Here is a 14644-nt window from a genome sequence, read left to right as displayed (position 1 = left end):
GGGAGTGTTAAGATGACGGTCAAGGAGACCTGGGCTAGGGATGAAAACCCAGTCCTACAGCCAGATATAACCTGGGCGCGATCGCATTTACCAGAATTTGGTATTTTGTCATACAATCTAAGATTAGAGACCATAGCAGGGACCTGCAACCTGTTACCATAAACGGAGCGGGTGTAAAATTCCCGGTTCAATCAATTGTGTAAAATCTTAATCTGGTAGCACTACTCGATATTATAATTTATCTAAATGACATTTCTCAATCGTTCAACCCTTCGTCGTTTACAAAAACTACCATCCATTCCTAGCGTGTGGGAGGGCGATCGCCGTCCGATGTCTCAGGGGATGTCACAGACTAATTTAGAAACAGATATAGAGACTGATAATGACTGCATCATTTGGGTTGACGGTTCTCAGGGAATGGTACGGTCAATGGATATGGTATCGGCTAATATTGGTCCAGAAGCGATCGTCCGCACCCTACTTAGAGCGATGGAACATCCCCAAAGCCCCACCCCAGCAGCCCGCCCTCACAAAATTGTGGTCAAAGATCGCGAAATTCAGTTTTTCCTGCGCGGTGTCTTACAAGAACTGGATATAGTTATAGACTATGTACCGGATTTACCACTAATTGATGAGATATTTAGGGGACTCCAAGAAGTAGCCGAAAGTCGCCCTCCTCAACTTCCCGAAGCCTTTGTAGATCCCCTGCTCAAAAAAGCCTATCAAATTTGGCAAGATGCACCCTGGGATAAATTAGTGGAACATCAAATTATTTCTATAGAAATCAATCACTTAGATGTAGGAACTCTCTACATTTCTACACTAGGGAAGTTAGGGATGGATTATGGGGTGTTAATGTACCGTTCCCTAGAATCTTTAAAAAGGTTTCGAGAAAGAGTTGTTGCTGACCGACCTTTTGATAACCTAGAAGAAGCATTTTTAACTCAAGATTGTCTGTTTGTCACCTTTGAGCCTTTGTCAGAAGAAGATGAGGAGGAGGACGTAATCTGGGAAACTTTATCAGCATCGCAGATTGAACCTAACTTTGGTAATTTACACCCCTTAGAAGGTTTGCGATCTGTGATCTACGAAGAAGAAGCCACGGTGATGATGGTAGCCTTGGAAGCACTGCACCGATTCTTACGAGATTTTCGCTATAAATTAAATGAGGATTCATTTCCTAAGCTGTCGAAACGATATCGCATATCTTGTTCCTTACCTGATGCAACTGAAACCAAAATGATTTCGGTGAAGGTGGAAACTTTACCAGAGGTGGCTGATGAACTTCTGGAAATGGTGGAAGCCGCAGCGGAAGATGACGACGAGGAGTTGGATTACCCTACGTTACGAGATGATTTGATACCACCTAAATCATTTTTGAGTTTAGGTGTAATTCCTTGGGAAACGGTGGATTATTTGCGAAACAATACGGAGTTCTATCAGCCTTCGGATGTGCAAATTCCTCAGAAAGGGGATGGTCTACCTGTGATTTTGATTCAAACTTCTAAGCCGAAGGCGAAAACACTAATTCAAAATTTGGAGGAGGCTGGAGGATTAACGGGAATATGTTTTAACTCAGGAAAAGATCCCCTGGAGGGTCGCAATTATGACCTGGGAATTTTGAAGACGGAAAATGGTGAATTGCATTTGTTTGGTGAATTTATCGAAGATGACCCAACTCATCAGCGGGCTCGGAAAAACTGGGAACAACGCTGTAGCCAAACTCAGGGTTGGTGTGGTTTAATTATTGCTATGGGGTTGACGGGGGCTTCTCGTGGTCAGCCCGGTTTTAAGGATATGATGGCATTGGTGGAATTGCGATCGGTTTCTCCTGATGAGTTGGGATTGGGACCTTTAGAACTCATTACCCCCATGTAATTAACTGGAAACTACAACCTAGGTTATGTCTGAACTACCCCCCCTAAATACTGATACGATTTGGGCGATTCTGAATGAGGAAATAGACGACAGCACTGTTAATCAACTGGTGTGGTATTATCTCGGTTATCGCTATGACGAACAAAGCGATCGCTGGGATGTAACTCAAGTGGATACACAGTGGCGAGAAACCTACGGAGAACCCCCGGACTTTATCGAAAGCCGTCCGGCTACTGTTCAACTCACCCGGTCGATACCTAAAGAAAATAAACAACTCCTGAAAGAGGAACTAGGCTTTAAAGGCTACACTATTGGAAACTTTGGACCGAGACAAACCCGGCGCGCTACTATGGCTAACTGGTTACTCTCCTATATCAAAACTACCCAGCCCAACAACACAGATATTCAAGCAATATCAACAACGCAAACATAATTGAGGTAAGGATTTCGTGACGATTTTATCGCGTAGGGGCGGGTCCGGCGATCAGCCAGAACCCGACACCAGCCAACTTTCTAAACCCGCTATGAAAACTGCATTTTTGGGACTGGGTGTGATGGGTGGCTATATGGCTGCTAACCTCGCTCAAGGTGGTTATGATGTGAAAGCATGGAATCGTACTCGATCGCGTCCTGGTGTGGCGATCGCCTCTGATGCAGGCGCTAAAATCGTTCATACCATAGAAGAGGCTGTGACGGAAGCTGAGGTGATCTGTACCTGTGTGGGAGATGTTCCCGATGTGGAAGAAGTCATCCTTGGTCCGGAAGGGGTGATTCAGTTTGCTAAACCGGGCGCGATCATTATAGACTTTAGCACTATTGGGTCGGCGGCGGTTCATCCGATCGCTTCGGCGATCGCATCCCATGAAATGCAATTTTTAGATGCGCCTGTTTCTGGGGGAGATATTGGCGCGAAAAATGGGACTCTAACTATTATGGTGGGTGGCGATCGCCATAGCTTTGACACCTGCCTACCCTTGTTAGAAACAATGGGTAAAAATATCCGCTATTGTGGTCCTAGTGGTAGCGGTCAAGCTGTTAAACTCTGTAATCAGGTACTATGTTCCCTCAACATGATTGGACTATGTGAGGCGATGTTACTAGCGGAACATCAGGGTATTGACCCTCAACTAATTGTGGAGGTATGCAGCACCGGAGCCGCTGGGTCTTGGGCTTTGTCTAACCTAGGGGAAAAGGTAGCTAACAATGATTTCGCTCCGGGTTTTATGATTCGCCACATGGTTAAGGATTTGCGATTAGTTCAAGAGGCTATTTCCAGGGAGTTACCAGGGGTAAAATTAGCCGATACCCTGTTTAAAATAGTTCAGAATTTGGATGAAGGTTTAGGCTCTAATCAAGGAACCCAAGCCATGATTAGAGCTTATCAGAAGCCGGACAATTAACAATTAACAATTAATAATTAATAATTATCCATTTCCGAGACCGCCGCTACTAGAGATAAAGCCACCATGGGGGCTGTGACCGATCGCAAAATTCGGCTTCCCAGAGACACAGGCTGAAATCCCCTATTAATTGCTTCCTCAACCTCTGGTGTTGTCCATCCCCCTTCGGGTCCAATAGCTAAAAGCAGGGAATTGTAGACATAACCCTTTCCTTGTCCGGTTCGAGAAGCCAACAAACAATTCAACAGGTGGGGAAAATCTCCCCTAGCCACACAAATATATTTATCTACCTCTTCTCCCTGGTCTGACAAAGTTTCCCAAGCCTGCTGTATCGATAGTGGATCAGTAATTTCCGGGAGGATCTGACGTTCTGACTGTTCCGCCGCCTCTGTAGCAATACGTCGCCAGCGGGCTAGTTTTTGAGGGCTAGGGACAACCACAGTGCGGGCGCTGATAATGGGAACCAAACGAGACACTCCCAACTCCGTAGTACAGCGCACAATCTCCTCAAAGCCACTTCCTTTAGGCATAGACACCCATAAAGTCACAGGTATGGGTAACTCATTGTTAACCCTTATCGGTTCAACCACAGTGGCATTTTGCCCGCCTTTCCAGATAGCCAGCCACCAACCCCCCCGACCATCAAGAATAATAAAGCGATCGCCCTGTTGTAGGCGCAACACTCGACCCAAATAATGCTGTTGTCCAGCAGTCAGGTCTACCTGTTGGTCATGGAATTGTTCAGGAGCGATCGCGATCCGTTGAAGTTCCCTCATGAAATTCTGTTAACAAAATGACCCCACCCGACTTTTGGTAGGGTGGGGATTGCTTAATCAGCCATTAAAGGCAATTAGGACTCAGCGCGAACCTTAGCTAGGTACTCCTCAATCGCCTGGGTAGCAATTTCGACAATTGGTTTGCTTTGGCGTTTCGACTCATCTTTTAGTTGACTATAGATGTCATGACGCACACTAACCCGATGTCGGATTTTGCTAGGATCGACCGGAGCTTGGGGCGCAGTCGCATCATTAGAGAGTGTTTCTGGCGAAGTTGGGACAGGGATTTCTTTCGTCTCAATGTTCATCGAGGAATTTACTTGGTAATTGGATACAAAAGTGCGGATGGAGTCTAAACCAACACGATGGCAAAAATCGCCAAAACTCTCGGACGGTTGCCGATTCTGTTTAAAGCCAACAAAAATCGGCTCCAGAACTGCTTCTAGGTCACATAGAGCCAGCCGTTCCATAAAAGGTTCAGCTAGTCGCGTTTGGTTAGGAGAGCCTCCCAGCCAAACCTGGTAGGTGTCGGGAGCGCTACCGACGAACCCCAGTTCCGCCATGTAGGGTCTGGCACATCCATTGGGACATCCTGTCATCCTAACGACAAAATGCTCCTGTTCCAGCCCTACCTTGTCCAACAATACCCGAATCCGGTCTAGGATACTAGGGATTGCACGTTCAGATTCTGCAATTGCTAATCCGCAAGTTGGGAAAGCCGGACAGGCCATGGCATAGCGGACCAGAGGATCAATTTCGGTTTCTGGCAAAACCCCATGTTCTTTCAGGAGGCGATCGATTTGCTGCTGGTGTTTCGGCGAAATCTCATACAGGATAATGTTATGGTTGCCTGTAATTAACATTGGCAACTCAAACTTTTGGTGAATTTTCTGTAAAGCCGCCTTCAGCCGGAAACTTCCGTCATCTTTCACCCGGCCATTTTCCACCGAGATACCCAGAAATAATTTACCGTCGCCCTGTTCATGCCATCCCAGGTAATCTTGATATTTCCAAGGAGGCAGGGGTTTAAAAGGTTTTAGGGGTTTGCCAAAATAATCCTCAACCTGAGCGCGGAATTTGTCAACTCCCCAATCCTCAATTAAATATTTCATCCGCGCGTGGCGGCGGTTAGTGCGATCGCCATAATCCCGCTGAGTTGCTACGATCGCCTTCATCAAATCATAAATATCAGCGCGATCGACATAGCCAATTTCATCAGCTATACGGGGAAAGGTCTCCTCTTTGCGGTGAGTTCTACCCATACCGCCTCCTGCTAGGACGTTAAAGCCCTCCAATTCTCCCGCCGCATTAGTTATGACCACCAAACCCACATCTTGGGTATAAATATCAACAGAGTTATCTCCTGGGACTGTTACCGCACATTTGAATTTGCGCGGCATATAATGCTTGCCATAGATCGGCTCTTCCCCCTCATGGAAAATTGTGCCATTACCATTGCGATCGCGCGCCGCTTTGACTTCCGGGTTTTCCTCCGCACTAACTATTTTTTCTCCATCGAGCCAAATTTCATAATAAGCCCCAGTCTGAGGAGTCAGCAGATCCGCAATATAATTCGCGTAGGTTTTCGCATACTCATACTCAGGGCGATCGCAATAGGGAGCCGGAGGAGCCATCACATTCCGGTTCAAGTCTCCACAAGCACCCAGAGTCGATCCCATGCTCTTGATAATGCTAGAGAGAACCGTTTTCAGATTCTTTTTGAGAATCCCATGGAGTTGGAACCCTTGGCGGGTAGTTGTCCGCAGCGTCCCATTCCCGTATTCATCCGCTAGATGATCCAGAGTCTGATAAAGTTCAGGGGGGATAAACCCGCCTGGGCTGCGGGTTCGCAACATAAACTGATAATCTTTCTCTTGTCCCGGAACCCGATTATCTCGGTTATCCTGTTGGTAGGAGCCATGAAACTTGAGAATCTGAACCGCATCCTCTGTCAAATAGTTGCGATCGTTGAGCAGTTCAGTTGCTAAAGGCTCCCGCAGTTGATTACTGCGCTCTTTGATAGCTTCAAGTTTAGAGAGCTTTTGCGCTGATTTCGTAAATGTAGGGCTTGTCATAGTAAAGTGAAGTGCCAGTCAAAACAAAAAAACATCGAGGCTGAACCTGACTTAGCGTGAACTACCCCACCCTGCCTTTGGCGAGGATGGGGCTTCCTGATTCAACGGGAACTGCATCTAACAAAACCGATGTTTTGCCAGGTTGTCTTACACTCCCTCCCCAGGCAGTATCGCTGGTTCCCAACGACAATACTTGTACTGAGCATAGTCGAAGTATCCGCAAGGCTTCATTTCTGATATTTTGTGCCGCGTTGACATCTCGATCATGGCAAGTCCCACAATGTTGACATTGCCATTGACGAATATCTAACGACAAACTATCTACTCGGTTGAGGCAAACGTGGCAGGTTTTAGAGGATGCAAAGAAACGATCAACCTCAATATAGGTTTTTCCTTCCCACTCCGCTTTATATTTAAGCATTGTGGTAAACATTCCCCAGCCTACATCACTAATCGCCTTGGCTAGTTTGTGGTTTCGTACCATCCCTTTTACATTCAGATTCTCTACAGCAATAACTTGGTTTTCGTTGACTATCTGGCGGGATAGTTTGTGTAGAAAGTCCTCACGGCAACGGACAGTCTTGCTATAAACCTTAGCTACTTTTTGTTGGGCTTTAGTTCTATTCTGACTACCCTTTTGCTTGCGGGATAGTTTTTGTTGTTGGCGTTTAAGGTTACGGTGATGTTTGGCGAAATGACGGGGATTATCATACTTTGACCCATCACTGGTAATGGCGAAATGAGTCAATCCAACATCAATGCCAACTGCTTTACCTTCGGTAGACTGACTGGGAGTTTCTTTCCCATCATCCACCAATACCGAAGCATAGTATTGTCCATCAGAATTTTGGGAGACCGTCACAGTTTTGATTGTCCCTTCAAATTCTCGATGACGATGGCAGTAGACTAGCCCAATCTTCCCAGGTAGTTTGATATAGTCTCCCTCAAACTTAACGTTGGCGGGATAACTTAATGACTGCCGACCATGCTTTGACTTGAAACGGGGCAATTGCGCCCGCTTCTCAAAGAAGTTTTTGTAGGCAGTGGAAAGATTGAGAGCAACAACTTGCAAAGACTGGGAATAGGCATCCGTTAGCCAAGGGTATTCCTTTTTTAACCCTGGCAACAGACCCTGGATATATCCACGAGATAATCCTTTGCCTGTCTTGAGATATGTTTCTTGGCATAGGTTGAGTGCCAAATTCCAATACCAACGACAGCATCCAAACGCCTTGGCGAGAGACGCTTTTTGGTCGTCGGTTGGGTAGATGCGATACTTGTACCCCTTATACATTATCTTTATTTGCTGTTGCCGATAAAATTGTAGCTGATCATCCGAGGATTCGCTATCGCTCAGTTTGTTTATTGGTTGCTATTCATCCCCTCCCTGCAAGCGAGGAAGGGGAATTCCGCAACATTTTTTAAATTCCAAGCCACACCCAATTGTGTTTAAACACCGATAGTCTGAACCTGAACGTCTCGCACCTAGCAAAATGATCGTACCACGATTATGCTAGAGATTGTCCTCCATCAGATCAGATTTGGTCAAAACTTTTTATGGCAGATTCTCTAATGTACCAGGAAGATCACTTTGTTGTCTTGGAGCCTAACCAACCTGAGCAACTTATGACTGTCGCCGAACTTACAGACAAGTTACAGGCTATTCTAGCCCAACTACAAGATGATCTCCCCCGTGAACTCCAAAAGTTTCCCACACCCTCACAGCAAGCCCAATATCTTATCAATACCTGCTGTGATCTTGATTTAGGACCCGGAAAATATCTACAGTGGTATGCAGTACGTTTAGAAAAAGGCAATCCCGAATAGGTAGCATATACACCAGCACCCTCCCAAGCTATGGGATTTCAACCTTAACCCCAAATTTGCCACTCAATTAGCTTTCCGTGTCAGCAATCATGATTAAATCCACGCAATCAGTGTCTGGTTGAGTCACCTGTACCCGCAAATTCGGACCAAAAAATTGAGCAATTTTGGTTTGCTTTTCTTCCCAAACCGATAGAGGCACAAAAGGCGAGTAAAATTCTAAAATTAACGCATAACTGCCATCAACTACCCCTTCCCGCAAGGCTTGGAGCTGTGGATGTTCATCATCATTCCCTCCTAGTTTCAGGCGTTCGATCGCATCAATGAGGTGAGCCGATTGGCCATAACGATAGCGGGTAACATCCGATCGCACTTGATTTTGAGTAGGGGTCGCCTGTTGTTCCCGCTTGCTGAGGACTTCTGGCGTTGTCGGTTCAGAAAATGGTATAGGTTTAATTTCTGCCGCTTTCAGAGCCAGTCCTCCCAATAATAGGGGAATCCCATAAAAAAATCCCGCTAGATTTAGGGTAGCATAGTCAGCAAAATAGGCGACAAACCCCACCACAGTAATTAACCCACCCAGCACTAAACCCACTTGAGCTAGAGAAATTTTCCGAAACATCAGATTAACTAATTATAAATTGTTGGCATCAATCAATACTTTACCAAAAAATTGCCCGTCAACCCCAATCATTTACAGTTCCCCAGTCCCGTTTTTTTCACATCACCAGAACACAAAACTTGAGTTTGATGCTAGAATTATCGAAATCTAACTACCTAGGTGACAAGAGGATAATCCATGGATTCACAGAAGATCCGAGAGCGAGTTGCCTTAATTGAGAGCCAACGGGAAGCTCTACTCAAGTTATTGGAAAAACCTAATTTAGGGCCTTTGCGAATTGATGTAAATCAGGCTCTCGAGGAAATGGATGAGTTGCTAGAAGACTTCAAACGCACATTTCCAGAATCAGAAAATAATTAAGTTTCTGGTCATAGATTAGGGTTTGATACCGGCTCCAAATCCCAGCCATTATCTATATTTTACCGGGGCGAGGCGGAGTCAAATCATCAGGGATGTTTTGGCGGCGCAGTATGGTTTTATGCTCACCGCGAAAAGCATCCTTAATTAACGGCTCTATCCCCGCCCCTGTCTACAGTTGACTCACTTGAATTGTCTTGTGGTGCTACTACCTACGCAGTTGAATAGGCATCACTAAATAAGTCATTTTTAAACCTCCCAAAGGATTGATAATTACGGGAGTGCTGGCTGCATTTAACTGTATCTGAATTTCCGAACTATTTAACACCTTTAACCCATCCATTAAGTATTTGACATTAAAGGCAAGTTCCTTGGGTTCTTCACCGGAAATCTGAGCAGGCATTGACTCCAAAGCATTCCCGACATCAGCAGCTTCTACAGATAGGGAAATTTGTTGATTTACCTCATCAATGATACATTTAACAATATCATTTTTTTGGCTGGCTAAAACCCCAATCCGTTCTAAAGCCCCCAAAAGGGTCCGTCGTTCAACATTAACCTGGCTTAAAAACTTATTAGGTATTAACTGTTCATAAGCCGGATAAGCGCCCTCCAACTTACGAGAGTTCAAACGACGAGTTCCCACGTCAAAAACCACTTGGGTATCATCAAAACCTAAAGTCACCATGAGGGGGGTTGTGGCTTCTTCCTCGGTGGCGGTGCTATGTCGCCCTGAGTTAGCACTTACAATCATGCGTTCCACCTCCCGCAGGGCGCGTGCTGGGATAGTTATTTCCAGGTCTTCTTGTTCTTCACTATTGGGGTCTCGGACATTTTCCACCTTGACCACTGCGAGTCTATGACCGTCGGTGGAAGCAAAACAGAGGGTATCTTTTCCGACTTTGAGATTAACACCAGCTAGGACTTGCTTAGTTTCATCAGGACTGGTAGCAAAGAGAGTTCCCTTTAAGCCTTCCAATAGACTATCAGCCGCTAGTTGAATGCTATGTTCACCTTGGACGGAGGGTAACTCTGGATACTCTTCAGCCACCATTCCCCGGACTTGATAGCGTCCTGAACTGGAAGTTAGAGTAACGACAGCTTCGGTGTCTTCATCATTGACCTCAATATCGCCCCCAGGTAAACGGGAGACAATATCATTGAGCAATTTAGCAGGTAAGGTTAAAACTCCCCCCTGCTGAACCTGAGCCGGAAAACTGGCGTTAATTCCCATACTCAAGTCAAAGGCGGTTAGACTCAATTGTTGAGTGTCCGCATCAGCTTTCACCAAAATGTTAGACAAAATCGGGTGACTGGGACGCGACGGAATGGCTCTCGAAACTAAGGATAGATTAGAACTGAGTTGTTCCTGTTCTACAATTAACCGCATTTCAGGTATTTAGCAAGGGGACTGAATCTAATATTATATCTCTGATGGCGGCGTGGCGATCGCCTAAGTTCTGATAAGTTCTGAACCTAGGTGTTGAACCTAATTGTTTAGGGGGTGGCGAGCCAGTGTGGAAATTGTGGAAATTAGGCTTAAATTTGCATCTGGTTCAGGGTTCCATCCTATGAGTATCTGTGGAAAAACTGTGGAAAATCCATCAAATCGATAGGGATTTGGTCCGGTTCAATCCCCTGTGAATCTTAGTATTTGGCAACAATAGGCAAGTTATCCACAACATTTTCCACAGGGTATGCTTGAGGCTGAAAATGGGAGAAGGCTAGTTCCTCCCCTACGGGCGAGAATATCAATAAACCATGGGTACAGTTCCGAACCCGCCCCCAGATTATGGTTTTTTAGCTGTCTCCCGGAGTCGGAGGGAGTCAGAGGGGCTTTAATGTGTATGGGAATTGACGCCAGGTCTGTTCCCAAAGGGCGGCATATTAAGCAATTTTGCATTTAATTAACATATAAATAAATAGGCTATAATTGCGGAATTTTTGGGGGATATTTTTAATATAAATTAACGGAATTTTTCTGAATGTTAGATGAGGAATTAGAGTCATAGTTAGGCAAATATTAAAACCATGGCGATAGGGGAATTAATAAGAATTGTAAAATATGGGAGTTTTGGTTGTGGGTGGGGGGGTATACTGGAAACCGCCAGCAGCCGAAGAATAACGATCGCCTATGGGCTGTATTGGCTTGTTCAAATACTACCGGGTATTTGACGGGAGTTGACAGGGTAGCGATCGCATCATTAGAAAGCCAATATGCCCAACCAACGTTTGCTGGGAATTGAAGATATCAGGGGTCTGACCGGACCGGAGAAAATCGCGGATTTATTCCGGCGGTTGGGATACGATACCTGCTGCGAAGAATTTGATCCCGAAGATGTGGACCTGAGCGATCGCCATGCTGAGGCGGTTGATAGGGCTTACTTAATCGCCCAACAGGAAAACGGCGACCCGGATTTTAAGGTGATCCTGTTCCAACTACGCGGGGGCGAGTGGGAAACACCTAGCACGGCGAGTGGCCGCATGAAGGCGATCGCTAACCAGTTAGGACAGCAAAGCACGGAATTTCTGTTGATGGCTACCAAGGATTATAACCAATTGATGTTGGTGAACCCCCGCAAAGCCTTCGACGAGAACAAAAACATCAAGGGCAACATTCGCAAACTACTCATCGATCGCACTAACCCCACCGCCTACGATCGCGATCGCCTGGAAGCCTTGGCTGTTAAGGGTAAATCCCCCTCCCAACTGTACCAAGCACACTGCGAAGCCTTCGATGTGGAACAACTGACCAAGAGCTTCTACAGGGGCTATCGTGACCTATTCGAGCGGGTGAAAGCGGTGGTGATGGAATATAACCCCCACCCCTATTTTCAGGACGGAGACAGGCTGCACCAGTTCTCTCAGCGACTGTTGGGGCGGCTGATGTTCCTGTATTTCCTCCAGAAAAAAGAGTTTCTGGCAGGCGATCGCCAGTTTTTGACCCACCAATACCGGAAAAACGGTTTTCAGTCGGAGGACTGCGACTACTACCAGGATATCCTCGAACCCCTGTTTTTTGACACCCTGAACCGCCAACGACCCGACTGCGAATCCCCCTGGGGGAAAATTCCTTACCTCAACGGGGGGCTGTTTGAGCGCGACTACGGCGAGGGTATACGCGATGCGGCTGGACGAGAAACACCGGAGGCGGTGAGACTTCCTAACTCGATATTTGACCCCGCAGATACGGACAGCATCCTGAGTTATTTCAACGGCTACAACTTCACCGTTGCGGAAAATGTGGCGGGGGATGAGGACGTGGCGGTTGACCCGGAAATGTTGGGGAAGGTGTTTGAGAATATGTTGGAAGTGGAAGAACGCGGCAAGTCGGGAACGTTCTACACTCCCAGAGGTATTGTCCAGTTCATGTGTTCGGAGGTGTTATGCCGCTATCTGGCGGATGAAACGGGCATGGAGTTGGAAACTGTGGGAAAATTGATCGACTATGACCCGAACTTAACCGACTCTGATTTTAATCAATTGATGAGTTCCCAACAGGTGCGATCGCTCAAGAAAGCACTGGATAATATTAAGGTACTTGACCCGGCTGTAGGTTCGGGTGCGTTTCCCCTGGGGATGCTGCAAATTATGGTGAACGTGAGACAGGCGATCGCCCGGCGGGAAGGGATGACGGTGAAGCGCGGCAGCCTGACCATTAGCCAGTGGAAGCGCGACATGATCGCTAACAACCTCTATGGGGTGGATATCAAACCAGAGGCGATCGAAATCGCGAAGTTGCGAATGTGGTTGTCGCTGGTGGTGGATATTCCCGGCATCGAAGATGTGGAACCTCTGCCTAACCTTGACTATAAACTAATGTGTGGGAATAGTTTAATTTCTACGATTCATGGTGAACAATTAATCCCAGATCCCACCAAAGACCAACAGGGAACGTTGGCAGTTACTCCCATTCAGATGGTAATTAAACCTTTACTGGCATTGCAAAAACAATACTTTGATGCTCAAACGGAGGAACGCTACCAACTCAGAAAGCAGATTTTGGAAGCTGAGATGAATGTGTTTAGGGTGGCTGTCCAAGACCGGATTCAATACCTACAAGGTCAGTTAAAAGAATGCGATCGCAAAATTCAAAGCCTCAAAAAACCCACTAAAATCCTCTTGGATAAACGAGATAACATTACCGATAAATTAACCAACCTAACTAATTTTTGGGAGGAGGTGAACTCCGGGAAAATCTCTCTTAATTTCTTCCAGTATCACCTGCACTTTCGAGATGTTTTTGATGAAAAAGGTGGCTTTGATGTGGTCATCGGCAATCCGCCTTATGTGAGACAAGAGGCTATTAAAGAGTTGAAACCAGCATTAAAAGCAGAATATGAGTGTTATACAGGGGTGGCTGATTTATACGTTTATTTCTATGAGCGAGGCTTGAGTTTACTCAAATCAGGAGGGCATTTAACTTACATCTCGTCTAATAAATACTTCCGGGCTGGGTATGGTGAGAAACTCCGCAAATTCTTGGGGGAAAAGGCTAAGGTTGATGTGCTGATTGATTTCGGGGATGCTTCTGTATTTGAGGCGATCGCTTATCCTAGCATTATCCTGCTCAACAAGGCAAAACCAGACAACCATCAAGCGCGGGTCTTTAATTGGGAAATCGGACAGTCAATTGATGAGTTTGCTGCGGTGTTTAAAAAACAGAATTTTCTGCTTCTTCAGAAGGAGTTAACGGCTGATGGTTGGCGGTTAGAATCTCCTGCTACATTGCGGTTATTGGATAAGCTGCGGGCTGCTGGTACTCCTTTGGGTGAGTATGTTAATGGTCGGTTTTATTACGGGATTAAAACAGGCTATAATGAGGCGTTTGTTGTTGACAGAGAAACACGGGACAGGTTGATTGCTGAACATCCATCTTCTCAAGAGGTATTAAAACCTTTTTTGCGGGGAAGGGATGTTAAACGGTGGTGTGTTGATTGGGCTGAACAATATTTAATTAAAATTGAATCATCGGAAAATAAAAAACATCCCTGGAGTGATGCGAAAACTGAGAAAGAAGCAGAAAAGATTTTTGCTAAAACCTATCCAGCTATTTATTTTAAGTTGGAATGCTATAGGGATAGATTGATTAAGAGATGCGATCAGGGTAAGTATTTCTGGGAATTAAGAAGTTGTGCTTATTGGCAGGAGTTTAAACAGCCTAAAATTATTTTGAGACAAATTATGGATAAAGCAACTTTTGCTTTGGATATCGAAAACTTTTATTTTAATGACACACTCTTTATGATTCCCATTAACAATAAAGTAATTGTAGCGATATTAAATTCATCTATAGTTTGGTGGTTTTTAATTAATATTTGTAATGATTTACAAAATGGCTTTTTACGCGCTTATAAAGAGCAACTTAAACAAGTTCCCATACCTTCTGTACATGAATCAGATTATCTAGCCATAGAAAGATTAGTCCAAAAATGTCTGGATGCGAAAGGTGTGGGAGTTGAGGAGTGGGAAGCGGAAATAGACGATCGCGTTGCTGACCTGTACGGGTTGACGGCTGAGGAAATGAGGATTATTAGGGGAGATTAAACTTGTGAAAAGAGACATGGATCTAATCAGGAAAATAGTTTTGCGGTTAGGAGAATCACCCAATGGGTTGACACCAGGAAACCCGAAGATGGAAGCCTATAAAGACTCAGGATAAAGCCGGTGCTGTTACGGGGGAAGTTGGGACTCAATTGCTGGGGAGTTTGA

Annotated in this window: 14 protein-coding genes; 8 read left to right on the top strand and 6 right to left on the bottom strand. The window is 45.5% G+C overall.

The annotated features are described in order from the left end of the window. Window positions 1-12: 12 nt before the first annotated feature. The 4 genes from N39L_RS03630 to N39L_RS03615 all read left to right on the top strand — a co-directional run bounded on the left by N39L_RS03630 (window position 13) and on the right by N39L_RS03615 (window position 3278). Complete coding sequence (locus N39L_RS03630) at window positions 13-162, top strand: hypothetical protein (protein WP_014274337.1); 150 nt, start codon at window positions 13-15, stop codon at window positions 160-162. An 84-nt stretch (window positions 163-246) separates the two neighbouring features. Beyond that, window positions 247-1878, top strand: coding sequence for a DUF6930 domain-containing protein (locus N39L_RS03625; protein ID WP_014274336.1), 1632 nt, complete (start codon window positions 247-249; stop codon window positions 1876-1878). A gap of 25 nt (window positions 1879-1903) precedes the next feature. After that, on the top strand, window positions 1904-2311 hold the full coding sequence (locus tag N39L_RS03620; RefSeq protein ID WP_006619720.1) for a DUF1823 family protein: 408 nt from the start codon (window positions 1904-1906) through the stop codon (window positions 2309-2311). Window positions 2312-2402: 91 nt separating this feature from the next. After that, on the top strand, window positions 2403-3278 hold the full coding sequence (locus N39L_RS03615; protein ID WP_014274335.1) for an NAD(P)-dependent oxidoreductase: 876 nt from the start codon (window positions 2403-2405) through the stop codon (window positions 3276-3278). Between the two features lie 17 nt (window positions 3279-3295). Here the strand turns inward: N39L_RS03615 and N39L_RS03610 are convergent, their stop codons facing one another. From N39L_RS03610 to N39L_RS03600, 3 genes are all read right to left on the bottom strand, one after another. Continuing rightward, window positions 3296-4054, bottom strand: coding sequence for a 16S rRNA (uracil(1498)-N(3))-methyltransferase (locus N39L_RS03610; RefSeq protein WP_006619718.1), 759 nt, complete (start codon window positions 4052-4054; stop codon window positions 3296-3298). A 74-nt stretch (window positions 4055-4128) separates the two neighbouring features. Next, complete coding sequence (gene sir / locus N39L_RS03605) at window positions 4129-6129, bottom strand: sulfite reductase, ferredoxin dependent (protein ID WP_014274334.1); 2001 nt, start codon at window positions 6127-6129, stop codon at window positions 4129-4131. 61 nt (window positions 6130-6190) lie between these two features. Further along, a complete protein-coding gene (locus N39L_RS03600; protein WP_014274333.1) occupies window positions 6191-7423 on the bottom strand; it encodes an RNA-guided endonuclease InsQ/TnpB family protein in 1233 nt (410 codons plus the stop codon). Between the two features lie 263 nt (window positions 7424-7686). On the opposite strand from N39L_RS03600, the gene N39L_RS03595 reads away from it, so the two are divergent. After that, window positions 7687-7956: a CRR7 family NDH-1 assembly protein gene (locus N39L_RS03595; protein WP_006618866.1), complete on the top strand. Its 270-nt coding sequence runs from the start codon at window positions 7687-7689 to the stop codon at window positions 7954-7956. Between the two features lie 67 nt (window positions 7957-8023). Here N39L_RS03595 and N39L_RS03590 read toward each other — a convergent pair whose 3' ends face one another. Then, window positions 8024-8575, bottom strand: a complete 552-nt coding sequence (locus N39L_RS03590; RefSeq protein ID WP_006618867.1) for a DUF2854 domain-containing protein — start codon at window positions 8573-8575, stop codon at window positions 8024-8026. A 177-nt stretch (window positions 8576-8752) separates the two neighbouring features. Between N39L_RS03590 and N39L_RS03585 the strand changes: the two genes are divergently transcribed. Continuing rightward, the gene (locus tag N39L_RS03585) at window positions 8753-8935 is read left to right on the top strand and encodes a hypothetical protein (protein ID WP_006618868.1); all 183 of its coding nucleotides are present in this window, start codon (window positions 8753-8755) and stop codon (window positions 8933-8935) included. A 205-nt stretch (window positions 8936-9140) separates the two neighbouring features. On the opposite strand, the gene dnaN is transcribed toward N39L_RS03585, so the two are convergent. Together dnaN and N39L_RS03575 are read right to left on the bottom strand one after the other, a co-directional pair. Continuing rightward, window positions 9141-10322 (bottom strand): DNA polymerase III subunit beta, encoded by a 1182-nt coding sequence (gene dnaN / locus N39L_RS03580; protein WP_006618869.1) that lies wholly within the window; start codon window positions 10320-10322, stop codon window positions 9141-9143. Between the two features lie 497 nt (window positions 10323-10819). Next, window positions 10820-10942, bottom strand: coding sequence for a hypothetical protein (locus tag N39L_RS03575; protein WP_286131398.1), 123 nt, complete (start codon window positions 10940-10942; stop codon window positions 10820-10822). 74 nt (window positions 10943-11016) lie between these two features. Between N39L_RS03575 and N39L_RS03570 the strand changes: the two genes are divergently transcribed. Both N39L_RS03570 and N39L_RS03565 read left to right on the top strand, forming a co-directional pair. Further along, window positions 11017-11178 (top strand): hypothetical protein, encoded by a 162-nt coding sequence (locus tag N39L_RS03570; protein ID WP_158307541.1) that lies wholly within the window; start codon window positions 11017-11019, stop codon window positions 11176-11178. Next, window positions 11150-14479: an Eco57I restriction-modification methylase domain-containing protein gene (locus N39L_RS03565; RefSeq protein ID WP_014274330.1), complete on the top strand. Its 3330-nt coding sequence runs from the start codon at window positions 11150-11152 to the stop codon at window positions 14477-14479. Before N39L_RS03570 ends, N39L_RS03565 begins: the two co-directional genes overlap by 29 nt. Window positions 14480-14644 lie beyond the last annotated feature (165 nt).

It is taken from the genome of Limnospira platensis NIES-39 (assembly GCF_026000695.1).
Lineage (GTDB): Bacteria > Cyanobacteriota > Cyanobacteriia > Cyanobacteriales > Microcoleaceae > Limnospira > Limnospira platensis.
The sequence above is the reverse complement of the archived record's forward strand: the minus strand, read 5'-3'. Positions and strand labels throughout refer to the sequence as shown.

What these genes read in the sequence shown, in the direction of transcription:
- N39L_RS03610 (WP_006619718.1), bottom strand. Translation starts at nt 4,054, where the DNA reads ATGAGGGAACTTCAACGGATCGCGATCGCTCCTGAACAATTCCATGAC.
- N39L_RS03615 (WP_014274335.1), top strand. Translation starts at nt 2,403, where the DNA reads ATGAAAACTGCATTTTTGGGACTGGGTGTGATGGGTGGCTATATGGCT.
- N39L_RS03585 (WP_006618868.1), top strand. Translation starts at nt 8,753, where the DNA reads ATGGATTCACAGAAGATCCGAGAGCGAGTTGCCTTAATTGAGAGCCAA.
- N39L_RS03600 (WP_014274333.1), bottom strand. Translation starts at nt 7,423, where the DNA reads ATGTATAAGGGGTACAAGTATCGCATCTACCCAACCGACGACCAAAAA.
- N39L_RS03620 (WP_006619720.1), top strand. Translation starts at nt 1,904, where the DNA reads ATGTCTGAACTACCCCCCCTAAATACTGATACGATTTGGGCGATTCTG.
- N39L_RS03575 (WP_286131398.1), bottom strand. Translation starts at nt 10,942, where the DNA reads ATGACTCTAATTCCTCATCTAACATTCAGAAAAATTCCGTTAATTTAT.
- N39L_RS03565 (WP_014274330.1), top strand. Translation starts at nt 11,150, where the DNA reads ATGCCCAACCAACGTTTGCTGGGAATTGAAGATATCAGGGGTCTGACC.
- dnaN (WP_006618869.1), bottom strand. Translation starts at nt 10,322, where the DNA reads ATGCGGTTAATTGTAGAACAGGAACAACTCAGTTCTAATCTATCCTTA.
- N39L_RS03595 (WP_006618866.1), top strand. Translation starts at nt 7,687, where the DNA reads ATGGCAGATTCTCTAATGTACCAGGAAGATCACTTTGTTGTCTTGGAG.
- N39L_RS03630 (WP_014274337.1), top strand. Translation starts at nt 13, where the DNA reads ATGACGGTCAAGGAGACCTGGGCTAGGGATGAAAACCCAGTCCTACAG.
- sir (WP_014274334.1), bottom strand. Translation starts at nt 6,129, where the DNA reads ATGACAAGCCCTACATTTACGAAATCAGCGCAAAAGCTCTCTAAACTT.
- N39L_RS03625 (WP_014274336.1), top strand. Translation starts at nt 247, where the DNA reads ATGACATTTCTCAATCGTTCAACCCTTCGTCGTTTACAAAAACTACCA.
- N39L_RS03590 (WP_006618867.1), bottom strand. Translation starts at nt 8,575, where the DNA reads ATGTTTCGGAAAATTTCTCTAGCTCAAGTGGGTTTAGTGCTGGGTGGG.